The organism is Pseudomonas antarctica (assembly GCF_001647715.1).
Lineage (GTDB): Bacteria > Pseudomonadota > Gammaproteobacteria > Pseudomonadales > Pseudomonadaceae > Aquipseudomonas > Aquipseudomonas antarctica_A.
Genome location: NZ_CP015600.1, coordinates 22,984 through 47,308, shown reverse-complemented (window position 1 = coordinate 47,308; position 24,325 = coordinate 22,984). Strand labels below are relative to the sequence as shown.

Here is a 24,325-nt window from a genome sequence, read left to right as displayed (position 1 = left end):
TTGACCGGCTACAGCGGCTGGCGCAGCAGCTCTGCCTTGAGCCACTGCGCCAGTTGACCGGCGCGCCCGTCTGCGGCGCGCTTGGGTAGCCACAACGCCAGGTGCGCCGGGGTTTCACTGAAACCCCACGGCGCCACCAGGCGACCCGCTCGCAGGTCCTCTGCCACCAGCGGTTCAGGCGCAATCGCCACCCCCAGACCCGCAACCGCCGCCTCCAACAAATAATACAAATGCTCAAAACCCTGGCCGAGTTTCAGCGCGCCGGGATCGATACCGTGTTGCTGTGCCCAACTGGGCCAGGCCTGCGGGCGTGAGGTGGTGTGCAGCAACGCTTCGCCACACAACGCCGAGGCCGGCGCATGACGCAGGTGTTCATAACCGGCGAAGCGCGGGCTCATCACAGGGCCGATTCGCTCGCTGGCCAGTTCATACACCTGCATATCCGCCGGCCACGGCGGTTCGGCGAAGACCAGCAGGGCGTCAAGACCGGGGCGCCGAGGATCGAGGTCGCCGTCACCGGCGGACAGGTGCAGGCGCAAGTCCGGTAAGTCTGCGTTCAAGCGGCCCAGGCGCGGGATCAACCAGCGGGCCAACAAACTGCCCGAGCAGCCCAGCACGAAGGGGGCATCGGCGCTGGCTTGGGTGAGTTCTGCGCACACACCCCTCAAGCGCTCGAAGGCTTCGGCACTCGCGTCTCGCAGGCGGATACCGGCATCTGTGAGTTTAAGGCCGCGCCCATCCTTGACGAACAGGCTGACGCCCAAGTGCTCTTCCAGCACCTTCAACTGGCGACTGACGGCCCCGTGGGTTACATGCAGTTGCTCAGCAGCCTGGCTCACGCTGTTGAGCCGGGCAGTGGCTTCGAACGCGCGCAGGGCATTGAGGGGCGGAAGGTCTCGGCTCATCTGTGAGTTTTCCTGACAGGTTACGGCGATCTTATCGGTTTTCAGCGCCGGATGTGAGGGGTAGAGTGACCGTCATTGCCTCTCACACGAATTATTTCCTGGAGCGCCCCATGACTCAGTCCCAGACCGATCTGCGCAACGGCCCTGACGCCAACGGCCTCTTTGGCGCGTTTGGCGGCCGTTACGTCGCTGAAACCCTGATGCCGTTGATCCTCGAACTGGCCCGCGAATACGAAGCGGCCAAGATCGATCCGGCTTTCAACGAAGAATTGGCCTACTTCCAGCGCGACTACGTCGGACGCCCAAGCCCGCTGTATTTCGCTGAACGCCTGACTGAGTTCTGCGGCGGCGCCAAGATCTACCTCAAGCGCGAAGAGCTGAACCACACCGGCGCGCACAAGATCAACAACTGCATCGGCCAGATCCTGCTGGCACGGCGCATGGGCAAAAAACGCATCATCGCCGAGACCGGCGCCGGCATGCACGGCGTGGCAACCGCCACCGTGGCCGCACGCTTTGGCCTCGACTGCGTGATCTACATGGGCACCACCGACATCGAGCGTCAACAGGCCAACGTATTTCGCATGAAGCTGCTGGGCGCCGAAGTGATCCCGGTGGTCGCCGGCACCGGCACGCTCAAAGACGCGATGAACGAAGCCCTGCGTGACTGGGTGACCAACGTCGACGACACCTTCTACCTGATCGGCACCGTGGCCGGCCCGCACCCCTACCCGGCGATGGTGCGCGACTTCCAGGCCGTGATCGGCAAGGAAACCCGCACCCAGATGCAAGCCCAGGAAGGCCGCTTGCCGGACAGCCTGGTGGCCTGCATCGGCGGTGGCTCCAACGCCATGGGCCTGTTCCACCCGTTCCTGGATGACGCCAGCGTCGAGATTATCGGCGTTGAAGCGGCCGGCTACGGCATCGAAACCGGCAAGCATGCCGCCAGCCTCAACGGCGGCGTACCGGGCGTGCTGCACGGCAACCGCACCTTCCTGCTGCAGGACGACGACGGCCAGATCATCGACGCCCACTCGATTTCCGCCGGCCTCGACTACCCCGGCATCGGCCCTGAACACGCCTGGTTGCATGATATCGGCCGCGCCCAATACACCTCGGTGACTGACGACGAGGCCCTGATCGCATTCCACAAATGCTGCCGTCTGGAAGGGATTATTCCCGCACTGGAAACCGCCCACGCCTTGGCCGAAGTGTTCAAGCGCGCACCGAATCTGCCGAAGGATCACCTGATGGTGGTCAACCTCTCCGGCCGTGGCGACAAAGACATGCAGACCGTGATGCATCACATGGAACAGTCTCAGCAGGAGAAACACTAAATGAGCCGCCTGCAAACCCGCTTTGCGCAGCTGAAAGAACAAAACCGCGCGGCCCTGGTGACCTTCGTTACCGCCGGCGACCCGGGCTATGACACCTCGCTGGCGATCCTCAAGGGTTTGCCGGCAGCCGGCGCCGACGTGATCGAGCTGGGCATGCCCTTCACCGACCCGATGGCCGACGGCCCGGCGATTCAACTGGCCAACATCCGCGCGCTGGAAGCCAAGCAGAACCTGGCGAAAACCCTGCTGATGGTTCGCGAGTTCCGCCAGGACAACAACGACACGCCGTTGGTGTTGATGGGTTACTTCAACCCGATCCACAAATACGGTGTGCCACAGTTCATCACCGACGCCAAAGAAGCCGGCGTTGACGGCCTGATCGTGGTCGACATGCCGCCCGAGCATAACGGCGAGCTGTGCGACCCGGCCCAGGCTGCGGGCCTCGACTTTATCCGCCTGACCACGCCAACCACCGATGACGTGCGCCTGCCGACCGTGCTCAACGGCAGCTCGGGCTTTGTTTATTACGTGTCGGTAGCCGGTGTGACCGGCGCCGGCGCGGCCACCCTGGAACACGTTGAAGAAGCGGTGACCCGTCTGCGCCGCCACACCGACCTGCCGATCAGCATCGGTTTTGGTATTCGCACCCCGGAACAGGCTGCGGCCATCGCACGCTTGGCTGACGGCGTGGTGGTGGGTTCGGCACTGATCGACCACATTGCCAATGCCAAAAATGATCAGCAAGCGATTGATGGCGTGTTGAGCTTGTGCGCGGCGTTGTCGGATGGTGTCCGTAACGCCCGTAAGTAAACGCCGTGTAGCGGTAGGTAAAGTTCCTGATACAGAGGAATCATACTGTCGAATCAGTACCTAAACTGACAAGACCAAGGGATTTCGAACCCGGTTCGAAATCCCTTTTTTGTTCGTGCAGTACTGAGGAAACACCCCATGAAAATGCCTAAACGCTTGATCGCTGGTCTCGGCGTGCTGATGCTCGGCGCGAGTGCCCTGGTGCAGGCCGCTCCGCCTGACCAACGGGGCGATGGCGACGGCCCAGGCCGTGGCGGCCCGCAAGGCCAGCACGAACAACGTGGCGATGACCATCGCGGCCCGCAGGACAACCGTCGCGGCGGCCCGCCTCAGGACTTCGGCCCGGTGCGGCAGATCATCCACGACAACCACGGCCAATTCTCGCGCGGTGCACCACCGCCGCCAAATGTACGCCTGGTCCGCGGCCAGCCGCTGCCCCGCGGCTACTACGGTGAACGCCTCGACAATCGCGCCCTGTCACGCCTGCCGGTTTACCAAGGGTATGAATGGCGTCGTTCCGGGCCGGACGTGGTGTTGATCGCAGTGGGCACGGGTATCGTCTACGAAATCCTGAACGGCGTGCTCAACTGACACCAATGCTTTTGTGGCAAGTCGGCTTGTCGTCGCGAGCGGGCTTGCCACAGGGGTCAGTCGCCCCCCTGATAATGGGTTCACAGTTCGATGCGTTCGACTTTGCCCACCAGCAACACGTAGGAAAGCGCCCCAAGCAATGCCAGCACCGCGATATAGGTAATCGCTGGCGCAAATGAATCACCACTGGCCAAAAAGCCGATCACTATCGGCGTGGTAATCGCCGACAAGTTACCGATAAAGTTGAACACGCCCCCTGTCAGCCCCAGCAACCGCGCGGGTGCCAACGTCGATACCAGTGACCAGGTAATCGACGCCAAGCCATTGCCGAAAAACGCTACCGCCAAAAACGCAATCACCCACGCCGTCGAGTCCACATAGTTGGCGCCAATGATCGCCGTGGAAATCAGCAGCCCGCCAATGATCGGCAGCTTGCGCGCGAAACCTACCGACGCGCCCCGGCGAATCAGCCAGTCAGAAAAAATCCCCGAACACAGCACGCCGACAAACGCAGCCAGAAACGGCAACGACGCCAACAGCCCGGACTTGATGAAGTCCATGCCACGGTATTTCACCAGGTAGGTCGGGAACCACGTCAGGAAGAACCACAGCGTGGAGTTCAGGCAGAACTGCCCCAGGTAGATGCCCCACAACTTGCGCTGGCTCAGCACGACCCCCAGGTCGACCCAACTGAACGGCGCCTTGGTTTGCGCCTGGATATCCACCAGCCCGCCGCCGTCGCGGATCAGTTCGATTTCAGCCGCGTTGGCGCCTTTGAAATCCTTCGGCTCGCGGTACACCGCGTACCAGATCAGCGCCCATAGAATGCCCACGCCACCGGTGGCGACGAACACCATGTGCCAGCCAAACGCATGCTGCAGCCAGGCCAGCACCGGCGTAAGAAAGGCGAGCCCGACAAATTGCCCCGAGGTGTAAACACCAATCGCCGTGGCGCGCTCACGCTCGGGAAACCACGTGGTGACCACGCGGCTGTTGATCGGGTAGGCCGGCGCTTCCAGGGCACCGACGGCCATGCGCAACACGAACAGCGCGATAAAGCTGGCGGCGAACCCAAGCATCACGGTGGCAATCGACCACAGCAGCAGGGCGACGGTGTAGAGAATGCGGGGCGGCACTCGGTCCACCAGCCAGCCGCCGGGGATCTGCATGGCGGCGTAGGTCCAGCCGAAAGCAGAGAAGATCAGCCCGACGTGCACCGGGTCGATGCCTAGCTCGCTGGTCAACGCCGGGGCGGCAATCGACAGGTTGCTGCGGTCGAGGTAGTTGATCACCACGGTGATAAACAGCAACACCATGATGAAGAAGCGCTTTCTGCTGGGCGTGACTAAAGACGCCTGCCCGGTGAAGGATTCAGGGTGCATGGGGGGTGCCTCTTCTTATGGTTATTGAGGACAAATCTGGCTGAACGAGCGCGGTCAGTGTGGGAGCTGGCTTGCCTGCGATGGCGGTATACCTGCGCCAGAGATGCAAGCTGGCCCACCGATATCGCCGGCAAGCCAGCTCCCACATTGACTGTGTTTCCTCAGGAGGGGCTTACCACTCGGCGAAGCTGCCGTCGGCATGGCGCCAGATCGGGTTGCGCCAGCGGTGGCCGATGGCCGCGCGTTCGATCACGTATTCCTCGTTGATCTCGATGCCCAGGCCCGGCCCATTGGGGATCTTCACAAAGCCTTTGTCGTAGTCGAACACGCCCGGATCGCGCACGTAGTCGAGCAAGTCATTGCTCTCGTTGTAGTGAATGCCCAGGCTTTGCTCCTGGATAAACGCGTTGTAGCAAACCGCGTCCAATTGCAGGCAGGCCGCCAGGGCAATCGGGCCCAGCGGGCAGTGCAGGGCCAGGGCTACGTCGTAAGCTTCGGCCATGTTGGCGATCTTGCGGGTTTCGGTGATGCCGCCGGCGTGGGACGCGTCCGGCTGGATGATGTCGACGTAACCTTCGCTGAGCACGCGCTTGAAGTCCCAACGCGAGAACAGGCGCTCGCCCAGGGCAATCGGTGTGCTGGTCAGCGGCGCCAGTTCTTTCAGCGCTTCATAGTTTTCGCTGAGCACCGGCTCTTCGATAAACATCAGTTTGTACGGGTCCAACTCTTTCATCAGCACCTTGGCCATCGGCTTGTGCACGCGGCCATGGAAGTCGACGCCAATGCCAACGTTAGGGCCGACGGCGTCGCGCACCGCGGCCACGTTGGCCAGGGCCAGGTCGACTTTTTCAAAGCTGTCGACGAACTGCAGCTCTTCGGTGCCGTTCATCTTCACCGCGGTAAAACCACGGGCCACCGCCTCTTTGGCGGCGCGGGCGGTGTCGGCCGGGCGGTCGCCGCCGATCCATGAATACACGCGGATTTTGTCGCGCACCTGGCCGCCCAGCAGGTCGCTGACCGATACGCCAAGCGCCTTGCCCTTGATGTCCCACAGCGCCTGGTCGATACCGGCGAGGGCGCTCATGTGCACGGCGCCGCCACGGTAGAAGCCGCCACGGTAGAGCACGGTCCAGATGTCTTCGATATTGCGAGGGTCTTTGCCGATCAGGTAGTCGGAGAGTTCCTCGACGGCAGCGGCCACCGTGTGGGCGCGGCCTTCGACCACGGGCTCGCCCCAACCGGTCACGCCCTGGTCGGTTTCAACCTTTAGGAAGCACCAGCGCGGCGGGACGATGAAGGTAGTCAGTTTGGTGATTTTCATCTCTTATCTCTCTTGTCGATGCAGCGCCCAGGGCGCAATGCTTGCACTCAGTTCAGGGGCATCAGTTAAGCGCGTTCCAGGCCGCGACATAGGCCTGGGCACTGCTCGCCACTTGCGCCACCGACATACCCGGTTTGAACAACCCGGAACCCAGGCCGAAGCCCTTCGCGCCAGCGTCGAAATACACCTGCATGTTGTCCGGGGTCACACCGCCAACCGGCAGCAGCAACGTGCCCGTCGGCAATACCGCCAGCCACGCCTTGATCACCGCCGGGCCCATTTGCTCGGCAGGGAACAGTTTCAATACGTCGGCGCCCTCGGCCAGCGCGGCGAAGGCTTCGGTCGGCGTGGCCACACCCGGCGACAGGTACAGGCCCGCCGCTTTCGCAGCACGTAGCACCTTGGCGTCGCTGTGGGGCATGACGATCACTTGGCCGCCGGCCGCTTTCACGTGCTCCACTTGCTCCGCAGTCAACACCGTACCCGCGCCGATCAGGCAATCGGCGGGCAGGCTGTCGCGCAGCATGCGGATGCTGGTGTAAGGGTCGGGGGAGTTCAGCGGCACTTCAATCACGCGAAAGCCAGCCTCGTAGAGCACCTGGCCAACTGCCTCAGCTTCGTCCGGTCGTATACCGCGCAGGATTGCGATCAAACCGTTGTGTGCGAGTGCTTGCTTGAGCATGTCAGGCCTCCGATACACGTTGAGTGAGCCCGGCCGCGACTGCCAGTTGCCACAAGCCGCGCTCGGTGGCTTCCTGCGCCAGGCTGACATGGGCGAAACCGCACAGGGCGAGGGCGCGTTGGTAGCGGGCGCAGAGCGGTGCGGCGCCGACTAGAACGATGGGCTTGTGTTTCGCCTGGTCCGGCAAACCGGCGAGTTCATGGCCGATGAGCAGGCCGGACAGATAATCCGGTTGCTGCTCGGGTGCCAGTTCGGCGGTCAATCCCAGGGTGCGCGCGCTGAACAGTGTCGATAGCACGCCACGTTGGCCATCTGCTGATAACGCCACGTTCACGCCTCGATCAAACGCCTCGGCCTGGAAGTGTTCGGATGTTCTTTGCGTACGCCCGAGGATGCTGTGCTTGCTCAGCACCGCGAACAGCTCGCCGGTCATGAAGGTGTCGAAATGAGTGATGCAGCCGCCCATCACCTCGACCCATTTGGAATGGCTGCCGGGCAGGCCGATCAGGACCTCGGCCTCAAGGCCTTGCAGCACGCCCAGCACCTGGGTTTCTTCGCCACGCATCACATTGGGCAAGCCGACCTGTTCGATAACGCCGGGCACGATATGCACATCCACACCGCGCAGGCTGCGCACTGTGTGGAGCGCCTGGCCCAGGCTGGCAACATCGACTGGGGTATTGCGATAGGCCGCCTCGCTCCACCCCTGGGCGCTGCCCACCATGCCGCAGGCGATTACCGGCAAGTTGGGCTCGGCGTCGAGCCAATCGCCGCAGGCGGCATCGAACGCCAACTCGAAGCCATCGCTGCAGCGAACGCCGGCAATCTCCCGCGGTTCGCTGGGCAGGTGCATGATGCCGAACGCCAGCGAGCGCTGTTCCAACACCTCGGCAGCCGAGCCGAGTTTATAAGCACGAAGGGAGCTGGTCCCCCAGTCGAGCGCGATCAATTGCGCCTGCATCGCTTCACCTGAAATGAGTGGGTGCTGAAAAAAGCAGATGGGCGAATATAAACCTATGACTGGCGATATCTCAATATATAAATAACGGTCCCATATATTGGGTAAATACATAAAAAATCCCGTCGCCTTTGCACAAGAGAACGGGATTCGTCTGGTTCGTGGTTAAAAAATAGACAGGTCCAGTTCGCGCATTGCGCCCATCCAGATCGCGTAATCGGTGTGATCCTTCAAGTCATCGCCGGTTTCAGGGTGCAGAAACACCACCAACCCTTCGCGATGCAACGCCAGCCACGGCAGCACCACGCCGATGTATTCCGGCTCGAACGCCAGTTGGCAGCTCCAGTCAGGGTGCGGGCCCACTGGCCGTTCGTGCACACGGCCCATGCGCAACGGGAACAGGCGTGCCGCGTCTTCGCACAGGCTGCGCGCCTGGTCGATAGTGCTGGCGTCGAAGTAGATATGGGCGTGGTAGCCCTTGATACGTTGCATGGCGAAATCCGGATCCAATATGCCCCGATCCTAGACCGCAATCGACGGCAGGGCCAGCCCGGTCAACGACTGCGCGCTGCTGGCTTGTTCGGCCACCAGCCAGTCGACAAAGCGCTCGACCAACTGCCCGCGGCGTTTGCGCTGGGGCTGCACCACGTAATAGCCGAAGCGCGAGATCACCGTGTCGGTGATCGGTCGGCACAGCCAGTTCTGTTCGAGCAGGTTATCCACCAAATGGCGCCAGCCGATGGCCACGCCCTGACCCGCAATCGCCGCCTGGATCAGCAATGTGTAGTTGTCGAAACGCAGTTGGCCGGGCGTCGGCGCAGTGGTAATGCCCAGCTCGCGAAACACACCGCTCCAGTCGAACCATTGGCTGTTGTTTTCCTGGCGCAGGTGCAGCAGCGGATACTCCGGCAAGGTCTGCACGGTCAGCGCCGTGGCCTGCTCCTTGAGCCATTGCGGGCTGCACACCGGGAACACTTCCTCATTGAACAGCCACAGGCTGTCACCCTGCTTGAAACGACCGTCGCCGAACAACACCGCCACGTCGATATCGCTGCGCAAGGTGGCATGGTTGCGCTCGCTGGTGACCAGGCTCACATCAACTTGCGGGTTGGCCTGGTGGAAGCGATGCAGGCGCGGCATCAGCCAATAGGCGGCGAAGGCGAAGTCGGTGGCCACTTGCAGCACTTCATGCTGGCCCTGTTGGCTGATCGCGCTCAGGCCCTGATTGATGGTCTGCAAACCGCCTTGGACGTGCTCGAACAGCAGAGCCCCGGCGTCGGTCAGTTCGATGCCGCGGTAGATGCGATCAAACAGGCGGATCGCCAGCTGTTCTTCGAGGCGCTTGATTTGCTGGCTGATGGCCGGCTGAGTGGTGCCCAACTCCATCGCGGCGGCGGTGAAGCTGCGATGGCGCGCCGCCGCTTCGAAGGCACGCAGCAGGTCGAGCGACACATCACCGAGGGCTTCATACATAAGCTGTGCTTATCCTAGACATTGCCTTTCATGGGCTTTACCCCATTTTCCATGGGCTGCATGCTCATTCGCATAAACACCGCCTATGGAATGCCGAAGACTCATGAAGCGCAAGAACATTCTTTTCATCATGGCCGATCAAATGGCCGCGCCGATGCTTCCGTTCTACGGACCTTCCCCGATCAAGTTGCCCAACCTGAGCCGCCTCGCTGCACAGGGCGTGGTATTCGACGCCGCTTATTGCAACAGCCCCCTGTGCGCGCCGTCACGTTTCACCCTGGTCAGTGGCCAGTTGCCGAGCAAGATCGGCGCCTACGACAACGCGGCGGATTTCCCCGCCGATGTGCCGACTTACGCCCATTACTTGCGTCGCCTGGGCTACCGCACCGCGCTGTCCGGCAAGATGCACTTCTGCGGGCCAGACCAACTGCACGGTTACGAAGAACGCCTGACCAGCGACATCTACCCCGCCGACTATGGCTGGGCGGTGAATTGGGATGAACCGGACGTGCGCCCCACCTGGTATCACAACATGTCCTCGGTGCTGCAAGCCGGGCCGTGCGTGCGCACCAACCAGCTGGATTTCGACGAAGAGGTGGTGTTCAAGGCCCAACAGTATTTGTTCGACCATATCCGTGAAGACGGCGACCAGCCGTTCTGCCTGACCGTGTCGATGACTCACCCACACGACCCGTACACCATTCCCAAACCGTTCTGGGACCTGTACGACGACAGCGACATCCCATTGCCTACGACGCCAGCCCAGGTCGACCTCGACCCGCACTCCCAGCGCCTGCTCAAGGTGTATGACCTGTGGGACAAGCCGCTGCCGCTGGACAAGATCCGCGATGCCCGCCGCGCCTACTTCGGCGCGTGCAGCTACATCGACAGCAACGTCGGCAAACTCCTGCAGACGCTGGAAGACACCGGCCTGGCCGATGACACCATCATCATCTTCTCCGGCGACCACGGCGACATGCTCGGCGAGCGCGGCCTCTGGTACAAAATGCACTGGTTTGAAATGGCCGCCCGCGTGCCGCTGCTGGTCAGTGCGCCGGGCCAGTTTGCCGCTGGCCGCGTGTCCCGGGCCGTCTCGACGGCCGACCTGTTGCCGACACTGGTGGAACTGGCCGGCGGCGAGCTGGACCCGCGTTTGCCGCTGGACGGCCGCTCACTGGTCCCGCACTTGCAGGGGCTGGGCGGGCACGACGAAGTGTTCGGCGAATACATGGCCGAAGGCACCATCAGCCCGCTGATGATGATTCGCCGTGGCGCTTACAAGTTCATCTACAGCGAAGACGACCCTTGTCTACTGTTCGATGTGCACAACGACCCGCACGAGCGGGAGAACCTCAGCCAGTCACCGGAACACCGGCCACTGTTCGAGGCGTTTTTGCGTGAGGCGCGGACCAAATGGGACATCCCGGCGATCCACCAACAGGTGCTCGCCAGCCAACGCCGTCGTCGCCTGGTGTTTGAGGCGCTGACCCAGGGCAAGCTGAAGAGCTGGGACCACCAGCCACTGGTAGACGCCAGTCAGCAATACATGCGCAACCATATCGACCTCGACGATCTGGAGCGCAAGGCACGTTATCCACAACCCTGCCAAAACCAATAAAACTGAGGGGAAGGCCATGCAAAAGTTATCCACCGTGTTGAGCGTTGCACTGCTGGCGTTGAGCAGCGCCGGCGCCTATGCGGACTCAAGCTGCGATACCGTGAAGATGGCCGATCCGGGCTGGAGTGATATCGCCGCCACCAATGCCATCACCGGTTTTCTGTTGAACGGCATGGGCTACAAGGCCAAAGTCGACACCCTGGCGGTGCCGATTACGTTTGGCGGGCTCAAGGACGGCCAGGTGGATGTGTTCCTGGGTAACTGGATGCCGGCGCAGCAGGGCTTCTATGACAAGTTCGTGGCCAACGGCGATGTGGTGCAACTGGCGAAAAACCTCGACGGCACCGAGTTCACCCTCGCCGTCCCGGACTACGTATGGGACGCCGGGGTGCATGATTTTGCCGACTTGAACAGGTTTGCGGACAAGTTCGACAAAAAGATCTACGGCATCGGCTCCGGCGCGCCGGCGAATATCTCGCTGCAGGAAATCATCAAAAAGAACGACTTCGACCTGGGCCAGTGGAAGCTGATCGAGTCGAGTGAGCAGGCGATGCTTGCTGAGGTATCACGCGCGGTGAAGAAACAGCGTTTCGTCACCTTCCTCGGCTGGACGCCGCACCCGATGAACGTGCAGTTGAAAATGCATTACCTCAAGGGTGGCGAGAAGTACTTCGGTGACAAAGGCAGCGTGTTTACCCTGACCCGCAAGGGCTATGCACAGGCCTGCCCGAATGTCGGGAAGCTGCTGACCAACCTGAGTTTTACCCAGGACATGGAAAACAGCATCATGGCTGAAGTGGTGAATAAAAAAGTCAGCAATGCTGATGCCGCCAAGGCCTGGATCAAGGCGAACCCGGCGGTGCTGGATAAGTGGCTCGATGGCGTAAAAACCGTGGATGGCCAGGATGCGTTAGCGGCGGTAAAAGCCAAACTCTAATTCCAAACGCTAATCCCTGTGGGAGCTGGCTTGCCTGCGATAGCATCACCGCGGTGTATCAGTAATACCGAGGTGCCTGGATCGCAGGCAAGCCAGCTCCCACACACCCCCTCTCCCACAGGAGTCGGTGTGGACTGATACTCTGAGCTAACCCTTTCTACCGAGTTTGCGATGCCCCGGCTCAACCGCCATACACTCTTCCCCTTCCTCGCCTGGCTCCCGCGCCAAACCCGCGCCAGTGTCGGCCGGGACGCGATGGTCGGCCTCAGCGGCGCGGTACTCGCATTGCCGCAGTCGATTGCCTACGCGCTGATCGCCGGCCTGCCACCCGAATACGGTTTATACGCCGCGATTATTCCGGTGCTGATCGCCTGCCTCTGGGGCTCCTCCTGGCACCTGATCTGCGGCCCTACAGCGGCAATTTCCATCGTGCTCTACGCCAGCATCAGTCCCTTGGCTGTGCCGGGGTCGCAGGACTACATCACCTTGATCCTGCTGCTGACCTTCCTCGCCGGCGTTTTCCAGTGGTTGCTGGGCATGCTGCGCTTCGGTGCGCTGGTGAATTTCGTCTCCCATTCCGTGGTGCTGGGTTTCACCCTGGGTGCTGCCGTGGTGATTGCATTGGGGCAATTACCCAACCTGCTGGGGCTGGATTTACCAAGCGAGGCCACGGCGATCAATAGCCTGTTGGCGCTGATCAACCATGCCGGCGAGTGGGACCATGCCTCACTCGCCCTCGGCTTGGGCACCTTGCTGGTGGGCGCTTTGCTCAAGTACCTGGTGCCACGCTGGCCCACGCTATTGATCGCTCTGGCTCTGGGCAGCCTGGCCGCGTGGCTGTGGCCGACGATGTTCGGGCAGGTGGCGCGGGTCAGTTCATTCGTGGGCAAACTGCCGCCGTTCAGCCCATTGCCGATGGACCTGGATATGCTCCTGCGCCTGCTGCCCAGCGCCGTGGCGGTGGGCATGCTGGGGCTGGTGACGAGCCTGTCGATTGCCCGCTCGCTGTCGGCGCGCTCGCAGCAGTTACTCGACGCCAATCAGGAAGTCCGGGCGCAGGGTTTATCCAATATCGTGGGAGGATTTTTCTCTGGCTACTTGTCAGCCGGTTCCTTTACGCGGTCCGGCCTCAGCTATGAAGCGGGTGCGTGTTCGCCCTTGGCGGGTGTGTTTTCCGCAGCGTGGGTGGCTCTGTTTGCGCTGTTCGGCGCGGCGTTGATCGCGCACATTCCGATTCCCAGCATGGCCGCGAGCATCCTTTTGATTTGCTGGGGCCTGGTGGACCATCGCGGCATTCGCGCATTGTTTCGCGTGAGCCGTGCCGAGTTTGTGGTGATGAGCCTGACCTGCGGCGCCACCTTGTTGCTGGAGCTGCAGACGGCGATTTACGCGGGGGTGCTGGCGTCGCTGTTTTTCTACCTCAAACGTACGTCGCAACCACGGGTTCAGCAATGGCGTGACGGTGACGAGGATGTATTGCGGGTCGGCGGCTCGATCTTTTTTGGCGCCAGCCATTACCTGCAAGTGCGCCTGCAAAGCCTGCAAGGCGAGCGGGTGGTGATCGAGGCGCAGCAGATCAACTTTATCGACTATTCCGGGGTGGAAATGTTGCACCAGGAGGCGCGGCGCTTGCGGGGGTTAGGGCGTAGTTTGACGCTGCGCCGGGCCCGGCCGCCGGTGGTGGAGGAGTTAAAGAAATTGGAAGGGGCCGACAAGTGCCCCATCCATTTCGAAGACTGAACGCGGTTAAAACTGTGGGAGCTGGCTTGCCTGCGATGGCGGTGTGTCTGTACCAGATGAGTGAGCTGATGCACCGCTATCGCAGGCAAGCCAGCTCCCACATTAGATCGTCACAAGGTGGGAATCAGTTGGCTGCCAACTGTGTGCGCAACTCGGCCAATACAGGCGCCGAATCCGGGCGCACACCGCGCCACAGGAAGAAGGCTTCCGCTGCTTGCTCCACCAGCATGCCCAGGCCATCCATCGACACCGCTGCGCCCTGCTCAGAGGCCCAGCGGCAGAACGCGGTCGGTTCCTTGGCGTACATCATGTCGTAGCAGAAGGTCTTGCCCGGCTCGATCAGGCTGCCGGCAATCGGCGGTACATCGCCTGACAGGCTGGCGGACGTGGCATTGATGATCACGTCCACCGGCTCACGCAGCCAGTCGAAACCGCTGGCAGACACCGGGCCCAGGTCGTCGAACAGCTCGGCAAGCAACTCGGCTTTTTCCACCGTCCGATTGGCGATGATCAGCGAAGCCGGTTGCTCAGCCAGCAATGGCTCCAGCGCCCCGCGTACTGCGCCACCGGCGCCCAGCAGCAGGATGCGTTTACCTTTCAGGCTCAACCCGGCGTTCACCGTCAGGTCCCGCACAAGGCCCGCGCCGTCAGTGTTATCGCCGAGCAGGCCGCCATCGGCCAACTTACTCAAGGTGTTCACCGCCCCGGCGCGCTGAGCGCGTTCGGTCAGGCGAGTGGCCAGGCGATACGCGTCTTCCTTGAACGGTACGGTGACGTTGGCGCCACGGCCTTGCTGAAAAAACTCACGGGCACAGCCGGTGAAATCCTCCAGCGGCGCGAGCAGGGTGCTGTAGTCCAATTGCTCACCGGTTTGCTCGGCGAACATACGGTGAATCAGCGGCGACTTGCTGTGGCCGATGGGGTTGCCGAAGACGACATAACGGTCCATCAGACAGCCGCCTTGGGCGCAACGATGCCGAGCCAGTCGCGATCTTGCAGGAAGTAATCGGTGAGGCGCGCTTCTTCGCTGCCAGCCTCGGCCTTCCAGTCGTAGCTCCAGCGCACCTGCGGCGGCAGCGACATCAGGATCGACTCGGTACGGCCGCCCGATTGCAGGCCAAACAGCGTGCCACGGTCGTAGACGAGGTTGAACTCGACATAGCGCCCACGGCGGAACTCCTGGAAGTGACGCTGCTGCTCGGTGTAGGCGGCGGCCTTGCGGCGCTGCACGATCGGCAGGTAGGCGTCGATGTAGGCGTCGCCGATGGCGCGGATGAAGGCGAAGCAGGTGTCGAAGTCCCACTCGTTCAAATCATCGAAGAACAGGCCGCCAATACCGCGTGGCTCATTGCGATGTTTGATGTGGAAGTAGGTGTCGCACCAGGCCTTGTAGCGCGAGTACACATCCGCACCGAACGGCGCACAGGCCTGCTCGGCCACGCGGTGCCAATGGATACAGTCTTCTTCATTGCCGTAGTACGGCGTGAGGTCGAAGCCACCACCGAACCACCACACCGGCTCTTCGCCTTCTTTTTCGGCGATGAAAAAGCGCACGTTGGCGTGGGACGTCGGCACATGGGGGTTGTGCGGATGGATCACCAGCGACACGCCGAGGGCTTCAAACCCACGGCCGGCCAGCTCAGGACGATGCGCGCTGGCGGACGGTGGGAGGCCGCTGCCAAACACGTGGGAAAAGTTAACGCCGCCTTTTTCGATCACCGAACCGTTTTCGATCACACGGGTGCGACCACCGCCGCCCGCAGGCCGGGTCCAGGCGTCTTCGATAAAGCGAGTGTCCGTCTCAAAGGTTTCCAGGGCGCTGCAAATTCGGTCTTGCAGGTCGAGCAGGTAGGCTTTAACAGCCTCGGTGCGGGTAGTCATGGCATCACCTTGAATCGGGCAAAGCTACGCGAGGCCATTGGGCGTCGGCGGCAAATGGGCGCACAGGATACCACCGCACTCCAGTAAGCCGCAGTTGACGAAGATCAAGCTTAGGAGTCCGATAGAGGGCTACGCGAATCGACCTCAGGAGAAGTGCAGATGGCCAAACGTATCCAGTTCCGTGCCCATGGCGGCCCCGAAGTGCTTGAGTATGTGGACTACACCCCGGCAGAACCGGGCCCTCAGCAGGTTCGCGTGCGCAACGAGGCCATCGGCCTGAACTTCATCGACACCTACTTCCGCAGCGGTCTCTATGCGCCGCCAGCCCTGCCATCGGGCCTGGGCGCAGAAGGTGCCGGTGTGGTGGATGCGGTGGGCAGCGAGGTCACCCAGTTCAAGGTCGGTGACCGCGTGGCCTACGGCAGTGGCCCACTTGGCGCCTACAGCGAGCTGCATGTATTGCCCGCCGCCAACCTGGTGCACCTGCCGGATGAGATCAGCTTCGAACAAGCCGCCGGCGCCATGCTCAAAGGCCTGACCGTGCAGTACCTGCTGCGCCAGACCTACGAGTTGAAGGGTGGCGAAACCATTCTGTTCCACGCCGCTGCCGGTGGCGTGGGCTCCCTGGCCTGCCAATGGGCCAAGGCTTTGGGCGTTAAGTTGATCGGTACCGTGAGCTCCCCGGAAAAAGCCGCCCTGGCCAAATCTCTCGGTGCCTGGGAAACCATCGACTACAGCAAGGAAAACGTCGCACAACGCGTACTGGAATTGACCGACGGCAAAAAAGTGCCTGTGGTGTACGACGGCGTCGGCAAGGACACGTGGCTGACCTCGCTGGACAGCGTGGCGCCGCGTGGGCTGGTGGTGAGTTTTGGCAATGCCTCAGGCGCTGTGGACGGGGTGAACCTGGGCATTCTGGCCGCGAAGGGCTCGCTGTATGTCACCCGGCCGACCTTGGCGACCTATGCCAGCAATCCAAAAGACTTGCAGACCATGGCCGATGACCTGTTCTCGATGATCAAGAGCGGCAAGGTGCGCATTGATATCAACCAGCGGTTTTCGCTGGCCGAGGCGGCGAAGGCGCAGACGGAATTGTCGGGCCGGCGGACGACGGGGTCGACCATTCTGTTGCCGTAAGGCGATAGATCTACTGGGCTGTGAGGGCCTCATCGCGGGCAAGCCCGGCTCCCACATTTTGAGCGGATTCCAACTGAAGGAACGCGATCGAATGTGGGAGCGGGCTTGCCCGCGATGGCCGCACCTCGATCTTAAGAGGGCCGCACAACCTCGCCTGTCGCCAAATCGCGAATCAGGCTTGGGTTCTTGCGCCCACCCAGGGCGCCGCCCAATACCCGATCAACCTGGCCACGGAAGTACTGCTCCACACGAAGCCGCGTGCGTGCTGCCGGGCGGCCCTGCGGGTTGGCCGACGTGGAAATCAGCGGCCCGACCAATGAGCATAAATCCCGCACCAGCGGATGATCGCTGACCCGCAAGGCGACTGTGTCGTGCACACCTGTCACCCATTCAGGCAGCAAGTCCTGATGGGGAACCAACCAGGTATTCGGCCCAGGCCAAGTGCTGGCCATGCGCTCGATCCAGGTGTCCGGGAAATCTTCAAAAAGAAAATCGAACTGGCGAATATTGTCCGCCACCAGGATCAGCCCCTTGTCCACCGACCGATTCTTGATCGCCAGCAATCGGTCCACCGCCTCTTCATTCCACGGGTCGCAGCCAAGGCCCCAGACCGCTTCGGTCGGGTAGGCGATCACCGCGCCTGCGCGAATTTCTCGTGCGGTTTCCAGCACACGCCACCTGTTGACCATTGCTCACTCTCCGAACTAAAGCTCTGCGCAGTTTACCGATGTTCTTTACAAAACCTAGCAGCGCGCAAGCCACCGCCCGCTTTCACAGATCACCTGGCCTTCGAGCTCAAGCTCGGTAAGGGCCGCCAGCACGTGGGACAAGGGTCGCCCGCTGGCAATCGCCAGAGCCTCGCTGGTATGAGGCGCGGCATGCAGCAGCGCCACCAGCGGGTGAGTCACCGGCATCGGTGCCGGGCGAGACAAGGCCTGCCAGCCGCGCAACCCTTCAAGAATATGCTCGATGGACTCGACCAACGTCGCACCATCGCGAATCAACTGATGACAGCCCTTGGCGCCCGGATGATGGATGGAGCCGGGGATCGCATACACCTCACGCCCCTGCTCGGCGGCGAGCTTTGCAGTGATCAGCGAGCCGCTGGCCATGCTGGCTTCCACCACCAGCACCCCCAGCGACAGGCCACTGATGATCCGGTTACGCCGTGGAAAGTTAGCGGCCTGGGGCGCGGCGTCCAGCGGAAACTCGGAAACCACCGCGCTACCTTCGGCAATCATCGCGGCTGCGAGCTGCCGGTGTCGCTGTGGATAAAAATTTTCCAGGCCGGTGCCAAGCACGCCGATTGTCTGCCCGCCGACGTCCAATGCCGCTTGATGCGCAGCGCCGTCAATGCCCAAGGCCAACCCGCTGGTGATGACAAAACCGGCGCTCGCCAGGCTGCGGGAAAAGGCGGCGGCCGTGTCCAGCCCGGGTCTGGAAGCGCGCCGACTGCCGACCATGGCCAACTGCGGTTTTTCCAGGATTTTGGGGTCGCCGGCGACGAACAATAACGGTGGGGCGTCGTCAATCTGCGCAAGCAAGGCAGGGTACTCAGGTTGGTCCCACATCAGTAAATGCTGGGCGGGATGCTCCAACCACGCGAGCGCGTCACTGGCGCTGTCACGGATTTGCGGGCTGCGTCGGGCATCCGCACTGCCAGGCGGTAACCCGAGGGAGCGCCAGGCACTGGCAGGCGCACTGATAGCCTTTGAGGCAGAACCGAATGCTTCGATCAACACACGAAAACGCTTGGGGCCCAGTTCTGGCAGCCTGTGCAAGCGTAGTCGGGCTTCCAGTTCTGACGGGGAAATTTCATGGCTGTTTGTCGGATACATTTGATCATCCTTGATCGGAACAAGCTGTGGATAACTCTGTTGGTAACTTATTTAGCAGGCTATTTATTGTGTTTGTTGGGCAGTCTCAAAACGGTCCATCACCGCCAGCGACCTTGAAGCGCTGAGAACCAGGCCATAACTGAGCTTTTCATAGGTGCGGAACACCTGCAGGGTGCCGGCGCGCTCATCAGGAAGTTTCGTCAAAGCGCCGCTGAGGACATCCCTTACGGTGGCGCCCTGCTTGATCACCGTGAGCACTTGGCCTTCGACCAGGCCGTCGCGGCGGCCCTTGTTCAAGGTGACGGCGTCCAACACGCCGATCTGGGTCACGCCTTTGGGAACGTCGATGATGTGCCCTTTGATAAGGGCCGCGGGGTGCGGCGGCGTTTGCAGCCTGGACAACTCGACGCCAGGTTCGGCGCGCAGCAATCGGTCGCCTGGGCGGACTTCCTGGGTCACTCGCTGCACTGCAAGGGTGGTGAGGTCGCCGGCCATCAAAAACCGCGCGGTGCCGATGTCCTCGGCGTTGACCCCCAGCAGTTCCTGGGTGTCCGGGTCGGTGTAAACCTTGCCTCGGCGAAAGATTCCATAGCTTGGCTGGACCGGGTCCAGGTTGCCCCTGGCGTGCACACGTTCGCCATTGGCGCCCAGCACTCGACCCGCCTCGGCCGCAACAATATAAGGCGCGTTATCTAGATCCTGAGGCGTATCGAGGATGCGGTTATGCAGCAAAAAGCGCTGTATGGCCTGTTGCGCCGCTTGATTGAGGCGCTGTTCGGGCGGTTTCAGCAGCGCCATGGTGAGCGGCGCCCACAGCAGCAAGACGAGTAGCGATTTCCTCATGGGGTGAATCTCCTTTATTATGTACGTTCGCGTGAAATGCCATAGCCTTCGCGGCTTTCGAACCTTTCACACCGGCTGTCTGGGTCCATCCCAACGCCGATTTGCCTCTACCTCACATGTGCAGCAATTACGCTTATGGCTATTTTGAACATCCTCGAATTCCCCGACTCGCGCCTGCGCACGATCGCCAAACCGGTGGCCGTAGTGGACGACAAGGTTCGTCAGTTGGTCGATGACATGTTTGAAACAATGTATGAAGCCCCGGGCATCGGCCTCGCCGCGACCCAGGTCAACGTGCATCAGCGCGTCGTGGTCATGGACCTGTCGGAAGATCGCAGCGAGCCTCGGGTGTTTATCAACCCCGAGTTCGAACCGCTGACCGAGGAGATGGGCGAATACCAGGAGGGCTGCCTCTCGGTGCCGGAGTTCTACGAGAACGTCGAACGCCCGGTGCGCGTGAAGATCAAAGCCCTGGACCGTGACGGCAAGCCCTACGAGCTGATCGCAGAGGGCCTGCTGGCGGTGTGCATTCAGCACGAATGCGACCACCTCAACGGCAAACTGTTTGTCGATTACCTGTCCACGCTTAAACGCGACCGGATCAAGAAGAAGCTGGAAAAAAAGCATCGCCAGCAAGCTTGATGCCCTTCTTCCAAAGGCTTGCTGCGGCAAGCCTTTTTCTTTTGTGACTGTTTTTAACCGAGAACTCCCATGACCGAGCCACTGCGCATTGTTTTTGCCGGCACTCCTGAATTTGCCGCCGAACACCTAAAGGCCCTGCTTGCCAGCCCTTATGACATCGTCGCGGTGTACACCCAGCCGGATCGCCCGGCCGGTCGCGGGCAAAAACTGATGCCGAGCCCGGTCAAGCAGCTGGCGCTTGAGCACAACATTGCCGTGCTGCAACCACCGACCCTGCGTAACACCGATGCCCAGGCAGAGCTGGCCGCGTTGAAGCCAGACCTGCTGGTGGTCGTGGCCTATGGCTTGATCCTGCCTCAGGCAGTGCTGGATATTCCGCGCCTGGGCTGCATCAACAGCCATGCTTCGCTGCTGCCACGCTGGCGCGGTGCGGCGCCGATCCAGCGCGCCGTGGAAGCCGGTGACAGCGAAAGCGGCGTGACCGTGATGCGCATGGAAGCGGGTCTGGACACCGGCCCGATGCTGCTCAAAGTCACCACCCCGATCACCGGCGAAGACACCGGCGGCAGCCTGCACGACCGCTTGGCCGAGATGGGCCCACCTGCCGTGCTCCAGGCCATCGCCGGCCTGGCTGCCGGCACCCTGGAAGGCGAAGTGCAGGACGACAGCCTTGCCACCTACGCGCACAAACTGAACAAAGACGAAGCGCGTATCGACTGGAGCCGCCCGGCCGTGGAGCTGGAACGCTTGGTGCGCGCGTTCAATCCATGGCCGATCTGCCACAGCACCCTCAGCGATGAAGCCTTGAAAGTGTTGGCCGCCACCTTGGCTGACGGCAAAGGCGCTCCCGGTGAAATCATCGGTGCCAGCAAGGAAGGCCTGCTGGTCGCCTGCGGAGAGCAGGCGTTGTGTCTGACGCGCCTGCAATTGCCCGGTGGCAAAGCGCTTAATTTCAGCGATTTGTTCAACAGCCGTCGTGAGAAATTCGCCCTGGGCACGGTTCTCGGGGCGGTCGCTCAATGAACCCGCGTCTGGCCGCCGCCAAGGCCCTCGCCGCCGTCCTCAACGGCAAGGCTTCACTGAACAGTTCGCTGCCTACGCAAATGGATAAAGTCGAAGACCGCGATCGCGGCTTCACCCAGGACCTGGCGTTTGGTACGGCCCGTTGGCAGCCACGCTTGTCGGCGCTGGCGGCCAAGCTGCTGCAAAAGCCATTCAAGGCAGCCGATGCCGACGTGGAAGCGCTGCTGCTGGTCGGCCTGTATCAGTTGCTCTACACCCGCGTGCCGGCCCACGCCGCCATCGGTGAAACCGTTGGTTGCGCCGACAAACTGAAAAAGCCCTGGGCCAAAGCCCTGCTCAATGCCGTGCTACGCCGTGCCCAGCGCGAGAGCGAAGCGCTGCTGGCCGAACTGGAACACGACCCGGTGGTGCGCACCGCCCACCCGCGCTGGCTGCAAAAGTCCTTGAAAGCGTTCTGGCCTGAACAATGGGAAGCCATTTGCGCGGCCAACAATGCACATCCGCCGATGATTTTGCGGGTTAACCGCCGTCATCACAGCCGTGACGCTTACCTGCAATTGCTCACAGACGCGGGCATCAACGCCTCGCCATGCGTGTACAGCAGCGATGGCATCGTGCTGGAAGCCGCCGCCGACGTACGCAGCCTGCCGGGCTTTGCCGAAGGCTGGATCAGCGTGCAGGACGAAGCGGCGCAACTGGCCGCCGACCTGCTCGACCTGGCACCGGGCCAGCGCGTACTCGACGCCTGCTGCGCGCCGGGTGGTAAGACTTGTCACATTCTGGAAGTCGAAAAAGACCTCGCTGGTGTGGTCGCCGTCGACCTGGAAGCCAAGCGCCTGGTGCGCGTGCGCGAAAACCTCGCGCGCCTGGGCCTGAGTGCCGACCTGATAGCCGCCGACGGTCGCGACACTGCCACCTGGTGGGACGGCAAACCGTTCCAGCGCATCCTGCTGGATGCGCCATGCTCCGCCACCGGCGTCATCCGTCGCCACCCGGACATCAAGCTGACCCGCCAGCCCGACGACATCGCCGCCCTGGCCGTCCTGCAAGGCGAACTGCTCGACGCCATGTGGCCGACCCTCGAAGTTGGCGGCATCCTGCTTTACGCCACCTGCTCCACTTTGCCCACCGAAAACACAGAGGTGATCGAAGCCTTCCTCGCCCGCAACAGCGGCGCGCGCGAGCTGGACCTCGCTACAACGGCCGGCATCAAGCAGCCCCACGGCCGCCAATTGCTTGCACAGGAAGGCGGACACGATGGCTTCTACTACGCCAAACTGATCAAGATTGCCGCCGCACGCGGCTGAATGGGTTTAAGGGAGTGACCGGATGAAAATCATCATCCTTGGAGCTGGGCAGGTCGGCGGCACGCTGGCTGAACATTTGGCCAGCGAAGCCAACGACATCACCGTGGTCGACACCGATGCCGAGCGCCTGCGCAACCTCGGTGACCGCCTGGACATCCGCACCGTGCAAGGCCGCGCGTCATTCCCGACGGTGCTGCGCCAGGCGGGTGCCGACGATGCCGACATGCTGGTGGCCGTCACCAATAGCGACGAAACCAACATGGTCGCCTGCCAGGTCGCCCACACTCTGTTCCACACCCCAACCAAAATCGCCCGCGTACGTGAGGCGGCTTACCTGACTCGTGCAGGGCTTTTCGACAACGACGCGATTCCGGTGGACGTGTTGATCAGCCCCGAGCAAGTCGTGACCCACTACATCAAGCGCCTGATCGAAATCCCCGGTGCTTTGCAGGTGATCGACTTTGCCGAGGGCAAGGCGCAACTGGTGGCGGTTAAGGCTTACTACGGCGGCCCGCTGGTGGGCCAGCAACTGCGCCAACTGCGCGAGCACATGCCGAATGTGGAAACCCGCGTAGCGGCGATTTTCCGTCGCGATCGGCCGATTCTGCCCCAGGGCGATACGGTGATCGAAGCGGACGACGAAGTATTTTTCATCGCCGCCAAAGCGAATATTCGCGCGGTCATGAGCGAAATGCGCCGCCTGGATGAGACCTACAAGCGCATCGTCATCGCCGGCGGCGGGCAGATCGGCGAGCGTTTGGCGGAGGCGATCGAAAGCCGCTACCAGGTGAAGATCATCGAGATGAACCCGGCACGCTGCCGGCATTTGTCCGACACCCTCGACAGCACCGTCGTACTGCAAGGCAGCGCCTCAGACCGCGACCTATTGATGGAAGAGAACATCGCCGATGCCGATATCTTCCTGGCCCTGACCAACGATGACGAGGCCAACATCATGTCCTCGCTCTTGGCCAAGCGGCTGGGGGCCAAGAAGGTGATGACCATCATCAACAACCCGGCCTATGTCGACCTGATCCAGGGCGGCGATATCGACATCGCCATCAGCCCTCAGTTGGCCACCATTGGCACTTTGCTCGCCCACGTGCGCCGTGGCGATATCGTCAGCGTGCACTCCCTGCGCCGGGGCGCAGCGGAAGCCATTGAGGCGATTGCGCATGGTGATTCAAAGTCGAGCAAGGTCATCGGCAAGGCCATCCGCGATATCGGCCTGCCGCCGGGCACCACCATCGGCGCGATCATTCGTGACGAAGAGGTGATCATCGCCCACGACGATACGGTGATCGCCACGGGTGACCATGTGATTCTGTTCCTGGTGGATAAAAAACATATCCGCGATGTGGAGAAGTTGTTCCACGTGGGGTTGAGCTTTTTCTGATCAACACATTCAGCTGAGCCTGCGGCCGTCATCGCGGGCAAGCCCGCTCCCACAGGTAATCGGATAGCTGCTGTGGGAGCGGGTTTGCCCTCGGTGCGTTATTGAAACCCCTACCTGGCAAAGGATGCACAGCCATGCTCGAATCCCTGGAAAAAATGCTCGCCAAGGGTGTGGATAATTCACTGCTGCGCTTTGGCTTGGGCAAGGGTTATCTGGACGTGAAGGACAACGCCAAGGCGGCGGAGCATCTGCAAAAATGCGTCGAGTTTGACCCGAAGTACTCGGCGGCATGGAAGTTGTTAGGCAAGGCGCAGCAAGGGCTGGGGGATAATGCGGCAGCACGGCAGGCGTGGGAAAAGGGTATCGAAGCGGCCCTGGCGCATGGCGACAAGCAGGCCGAGAAAGAGATGACGGTGTTCCTGAAGAAACTTGATCGCCAGGCCTAAGCGGAACCCCTGTGGGAGCTGGCTTGCCTGCGATGGGGGCGACTCGGTCTTTCAGTCA

The 24,325-nt window shown here is 61.8% G+C and carries 24 protein-coding genes; 12 read left to right on the top strand and 12 right to left on the bottom strand.

Annotated elements, in window-relative coordinates:
• Positions 1 to 8: 8 nt before the first annotated feature.
• Positions 9 to 905: a LysR family transcriptional regulator gene (locus A7J50_RS00200; protein ID WP_064450016.1), complete on the bottom strand. Its 897-nt coding sequence runs from the start codon at positions 903 to 905 to the stop codon at positions 9 to 11.
• A gap of 110 nt (positions 906 to 1,015) precedes the next feature.
• Here A7J50_RS00200 and trpB point away from each other — a divergent pair, with 110 nt between their 5' ends.
• The 3 genes from trpB to A7J50_RS00185 all read left to right on the top strand — a co-directional run bounded on the left by trpB (position 1,016) and on the right by A7J50_RS00185 (position 3,643).
• Entirely contained in the window at positions 1,016 to 2,242 is a 1,227-nt protein-coding gene (trpB, locus tag A7J50_RS00195) for a tryptophan synthase subunit beta (protein ID WP_064450015.1), read from the top strand.
• A complete protein-coding gene (gene trpA, locus A7J50_RS00190; RefSeq protein WP_064450014.1) occupies positions 2,243 to 3,052 on the top strand; it encodes a tryptophan synthase subunit alpha in 810 nt (269 codons plus the stop codon).
• 138 nt (positions 3,053 to 3,190) lie between these two features.
• Positions 3,191 to 3,643, top strand: coding sequence for an anti-virulence regulator CigR family protein (locus A7J50_RS00185; protein WP_064450013.1), 453 nt, complete (start codon positions 3,191 to 3,193; stop codon positions 3,641 to 3,643).
• 80 nt (positions 3,644 to 3,723) lie between these two features.
• Here A7J50_RS00185 and A7J50_RS00180 read toward each other — a convergent pair whose 3' ends face one another.
• The 6 genes from A7J50_RS00180 to A7J50_RS00155 form a co-directional block, all read right to left on the bottom strand.
• Positions 3,724 to 5,025, bottom strand: a complete 1,302-nt coding sequence (locus tag A7J50_RS00180; protein ID WP_064450012.1) for an MFS transporter — start codon at positions 5,023 to 5,025, stop codon at positions 3,724 to 3,726.
• A 172-nt stretch (positions 5,026 to 5,197) separates the two neighbouring features.
• Positions 5,198 to 6,346, bottom strand: a complete 1,149-nt coding sequence (dgoD, locus tag A7J50_RS00175) for a galactonate dehydratase (RefSeq protein ID WP_017137927.1) — start codon at positions 6,344 to 6,346, stop codon at positions 5,198 to 5,200.
• Between the two features lie 61 nt (positions 6,347 to 6,407).
• On the bottom strand, positions 6,408 to 7,028 hold the full coding sequence (locus A7J50_RS00170; protein ID WP_064450011.1) for a 2-dehydro-3-deoxy-6-phosphogalactonate aldolase: 621 nt from the start codon (positions 7,026 to 7,028) through the stop codon (positions 6,408 to 6,410).
• A gap of 1 nt (position 7,029) precedes the next feature.
• Positions 7,030 to 7,989: a 2-dehydro-3-deoxygalactonokinase gene (locus tag A7J50_RS00165; RefSeq protein WP_064450010.1), complete on the bottom strand. Its 960-nt coding sequence runs from the start codon at positions 7,987 to 7,989 to the stop codon at positions 7,030 to 7,032.
• A 162-nt stretch (positions 7,990 to 8,151) separates the two neighbouring features.
• A complete protein-coding gene (locus tag A7J50_RS00160) occupies positions 8,152 to 8,478 on the bottom strand; it encodes a DOPA 4,5-dioxygenase family protein (RefSeq protein ID WP_064450009.1) in 327 nt (108 codons plus the stop codon).
• Positions 8,479 to 8,508: 30 nt separating this feature from the next.
• Positions 8,509 to 9,459 carry a choline sulfate utilization transcriptional regulator gene (locus A7J50_RS00155; RefSeq protein ID WP_064450008.1) on the bottom strand — a complete coding sequence of 317 codons (951 nt, stop codon included), beginning with the start codon at positions 9,457 to 9,459 and terminating at the stop codon, positions 8,509 to 8,511.
• 103 nt (positions 9,460 to 9,562) lie between these two features.
• Between A7J50_RS00155 and betC the strand changes: the two genes are divergently transcribed.
• From betC to A7J50_RS00140, 3 genes are all read left to right on the top strand, one after another.
• Entirely contained in the window at positions 9,563 to 11,077 is a 1,515-nt protein-coding gene (gene betC / locus A7J50_RS00150; protein ID WP_064450007.1) for a choline-sulfatase, read from the top strand.
• Between the two features lie 16 nt (positions 11,078 to 11,093).
• Positions 11,094 to 12,014, top strand: coding sequence for a choline ABC transporter substrate-binding protein (gene choX, locus A7J50_RS00145; RefSeq protein ID WP_064450006.1), 921 nt, complete (start codon positions 11,094 to 11,096; stop codon positions 12,012 to 12,014).
• 171 nt (positions 12,015 to 12,185) lie between these two features.
• Entirely contained in the window at positions 12,186 to 13,754 is a 1,569-nt protein-coding gene (locus tag A7J50_RS00140; protein ID WP_064450005.1) for a SulP family inorganic anion transporter, read from the top strand.
• A gap of 124 nt (positions 13,755 to 13,878) precedes the next feature.
• On the opposite strand, the gene aroE is transcribed toward A7J50_RS00140, so the two are convergent.
• Together aroE and hemF are read right to left on the bottom strand one after the other, a co-directional pair.
• Positions 13,879 to 14,703, bottom strand: coding sequence for a shikimate dehydrogenase (gene aroE, locus A7J50_RS00135; protein ID WP_064450004.1), 825 nt, complete (start codon positions 14,701 to 14,703; stop codon positions 13,879 to 13,881).
• The gene (gene hemF, locus A7J50_RS00130; RefSeq protein WP_064450003.1) at positions 14,703 to 15,635 is read right to left on the bottom strand and encodes an oxygen-dependent coproporphyrinogen oxidase; all 933 of its coding nucleotides are present in this window, start codon (positions 15,633 to 15,635) and stop codon (positions 14,703 to 14,705) included. The genes aroE and hemF overlap by 1 nt, the downstream gene beginning before the upstream one ends.
• Positions 15,636 to 15,794: 159 nt before the next feature.
• On the opposite strand from hemF, the gene A7J50_RS00125 reads away from it, so the two are divergent.
• Entirely contained in the window at positions 15,795 to 16,772 is a 978-nt protein-coding gene (locus A7J50_RS00125) for an NADPH:quinone reductase (RefSeq protein ID WP_064450002.1), read from the top strand.
• Positions 16,773 to 16,903: 131 nt separating this feature from the next.
• On the opposite strand, the gene A7J50_RS00120 is transcribed toward A7J50_RS00125, so the two are convergent.
• The 3 genes from A7J50_RS00120 to A7J50_RS00110 form a co-directional block, all read right to left on the bottom strand.
• On the bottom strand, positions 16,904 to 17,461 hold the full coding sequence (locus A7J50_RS00120; protein WP_053253621.1) for an L-threonylcarbamoyladenylate synthase: 558 nt from the start codon (positions 17,459 to 17,461) through the stop codon (positions 16,904 to 16,906).
• A 54-nt stretch (positions 17,462 to 17,515) separates the two neighbouring features.
• Positions 17,516 to 18,610 (bottom strand): DNA-processing protein DprA, encoded by a 1,095-nt coding sequence (gene dprA, locus A7J50_RS00115; protein ID WP_064450001.1) that lies wholly within the window; start codon positions 18,608 to 18,610, stop codon positions 17,516 to 17,518.
• Positions 18,611 to 18,673: 63 nt separating this feature from the next.
• Positions 18,674 to 19,453: a hypothetical protein gene (locus A7J50_RS00110; RefSeq protein ID WP_064450000.1), complete on the bottom strand. Its 780-nt coding sequence runs from the start codon at positions 19,451 to 19,453 to the stop codon at positions 18,674 to 18,676.
• Positions 19,454 to 19,588: 135 nt separating this feature from the next.
• Between A7J50_RS00110 and def the strand changes: the two genes are divergently transcribed.
• The 5 genes from def (at position 19,589) to A7J50_RS00085 (ending at position 24,267) form a co-directional block, all read left to right on the top strand.
• Complete coding sequence (gene def / locus A7J50_RS00105) at positions 19,589 to 20,095, top strand: peptide deformylase (RefSeq protein ID WP_064449999.1); 507 nt, start codon at positions 19,589 to 19,591, stop codon at positions 20,093 to 20,095.
• Positions 20,096 to 20,164: 69 nt separating this feature from the next.
• Complete coding sequence (gene fmt, locus A7J50_RS00100) at positions 20,165 to 21,118, top strand: methionyl-tRNA formyltransferase (RefSeq protein ID WP_064449998.1); 954 nt, start codon at positions 20,165 to 20,167, stop codon at positions 21,116 to 21,118.
• Positions 21,115 to 22,425 carry a 16S rRNA (cytosine(967)-C(5))-methyltransferase RsmB gene (gene rsmB / locus A7J50_RS00095; RefSeq protein ID WP_064449997.1) on the top strand — a complete coding sequence of 437 codons (1,311 nt, stop codon included), beginning with the start codon at positions 21,115 to 21,117 and terminating at the stop codon, positions 22,423 to 22,425. The genes fmt and rsmB overlap by 4 nt, the downstream gene beginning before the upstream one ends.
• 22 nt (positions 22,426 to 22,447) lie before the next feature.
• Positions 22,448 to 23,821 (top strand): Trk system potassium transporter TrkA, encoded by a 1,374-nt coding sequence (trkA, locus tag A7J50_RS00090; RefSeq protein ID WP_064449996.1) that lies wholly within the window; start codon positions 22,448 to 22,450, stop codon positions 23,819 to 23,821.
• A 134-nt stretch (positions 23,822 to 23,955) separates the two neighbouring features.
• Complete coding sequence (locus A7J50_RS00085; protein WP_064449995.1) at positions 23,956 to 24,267, top strand: hypothetical protein; 312 nt, start codon at positions 23,956 to 23,958, stop codon at positions 24,265 to 24,267.
• Positions 24,268 to 24,325 lie beyond the last annotated feature (58 nt).

What these genes read in the sequence shown, in the direction of transcription:
- A7J50_RS00200 (WP_064450016.1), bottom strand. Translation starts at nt 905, where the DNA reads ATGAGCCGAGACCTTCCGCCCCTCAATGCCCTGCGCGCGTTCGAAGCC.
- trpB (WP_064450015.1), top strand. Translation starts at nt 1,016, where the DNA reads ATGACTCAGTCCCAGACCGATCTGCGCAACGGCCCTGACGCCAACGGC.
- trpA (WP_064450014.1), top strand. Translation starts at nt 2,243, where the DNA reads ATGAGCCGCCTGCAAACCCGCTTTGCGCAGCTGAAAGAACAAAACCGC.
- A7J50_RS00185 (WP_064450013.1), top strand. Translation starts at nt 3,191, where the DNA reads ATGAAAATGCCTAAACGCTTGATCGCTGGTCTCGGCGTGCTGATGCTC.
- A7J50_RS00180 (WP_064450012.1), bottom strand. Translation starts at nt 5,025, where the DNA reads ATGCACCCTGAATCCTTCACCGGGCAGGCGTCTTTAGTCACGCCCAGC.
- dgoD (WP_017137927.1), bottom strand. Translation starts at nt 6,346, where the DNA reads ATGAAAATCACCAAACTGACTACCTTCATCGTCCCGCCGCGCTGGTGC.
- A7J50_RS00170 (WP_064450011.1), bottom strand. Translation starts at nt 7,028, where the DNA reads ATGCTCAAGCAAGCACTCGCACACAACGGTTTGATCGCAATCCTGCGC.
- A7J50_RS00165 (WP_064450010.1), bottom strand. Translation starts at nt 7,989, where the DNA reads ATGCAGGCGCAATTGATCGCGCTCGACTGGGGGACCAGCTCCCTTCGT.
- A7J50_RS00160 (WP_064450009.1), bottom strand. Translation starts at nt 8,478, where the DNA reads ATGCAACGTATCAAGGGCTACCACGCCCATATCTACTTCGACGCCAGC.
- A7J50_RS00155 (WP_064450008.1), bottom strand. Translation starts at nt 9,459, where the DNA reads ATGTATGAAGCCCTCGGTGATGTGTCGCTCGACCTGCTGCGTGCCTTC.
- betC (WP_064450007.1), top strand. Translation starts at nt 9,563, where the DNA reads ATGAAGCGCAAGAACATTCTTTTCATCATGGCCGATCAAATGGCCGCG.
- choX (WP_064450006.1), top strand. Translation starts at nt 11,094, where the DNA reads ATGCAAAAGTTATCCACCGTGTTGAGCGTTGCACTGCTGGCGTTGAGC.
- A7J50_RS00140 (WP_064450005.1), top strand. Translation starts at nt 12,186, where the DNA reads ATGCCCCGGCTCAACCGCCATACACTCTTCCCCTTCCTCGCCTGGCTC.
- aroE (WP_064450004.1), bottom strand. Translation starts at nt 14,703, where the DNA reads ATGGACCGTTATGTCGTCTTCGGCAACCCCATCGGCCACAGCAAGTCG.
- hemF (WP_064450003.1), bottom strand. Translation starts at nt 15,635, where the DNA reads ATGACTACCCGCACCGAGGCTGTTAAAGCCTACCTGCTCGACCTGCAA.
- A7J50_RS00125 (WP_064450002.1), top strand. Translation starts at nt 15,795, where the DNA reads ATGGCCAAACGTATCCAGTTCCGTGCCCATGGCGGCCCCGAAGTGCTT.
- A7J50_RS00120 (WP_053253621.1), bottom strand. Translation starts at nt 17,461, where the DNA reads ATGGTCAACAGGTGGCGTGTGCTGGAAACCGCACGAGAAATTCGCGCA.
- dprA (WP_064450001.1), bottom strand. Translation starts at nt 18,610, where the DNA reads ATGTATCCGACAAACAGCCATGAAATTTCCCCGTCAGAACTGGAAGCC.
- A7J50_RS00110 (WP_064450000.1), bottom strand. Translation starts at nt 19,453, where the DNA reads ATGAGGAAATCGCTACTCGTCTTGCTGCTGTGGGCGCCGCTCACCATG.
- def (WP_064449999.1), top strand. Translation starts at nt 19,589, where the DNA reads ATGGCTATTTTGAACATCCTCGAATTCCCCGACTCGCGCCTGCGCACG.
- fmt (WP_064449998.1), top strand. Translation starts at nt 20,165, where the DNA reads ATGACCGAGCCACTGCGCATTGTTTTTGCCGGCACTCCTGAATTTGCC.
- rsmB (WP_064449997.1), top strand. Translation starts at nt 21,115, where the DNA reads ATGAACCCGCGTCTGGCCGCCGCCAAGGCCCTCGCCGCCGTCCTCAAC.
- trkA (WP_064449996.1), top strand. Translation starts at nt 22,448, where the DNA reads ATGAAAATCATCATCCTTGGAGCTGGGCAGGTCGGCGGCACGCTGGCT.
- A7J50_RS00085 (WP_064449995.1), top strand. Translation starts at nt 23,956, where the DNA reads ATGCTCGAATCCCTGGAAAAAATGCTCGCCAAGGGTGTGGATAATTCA.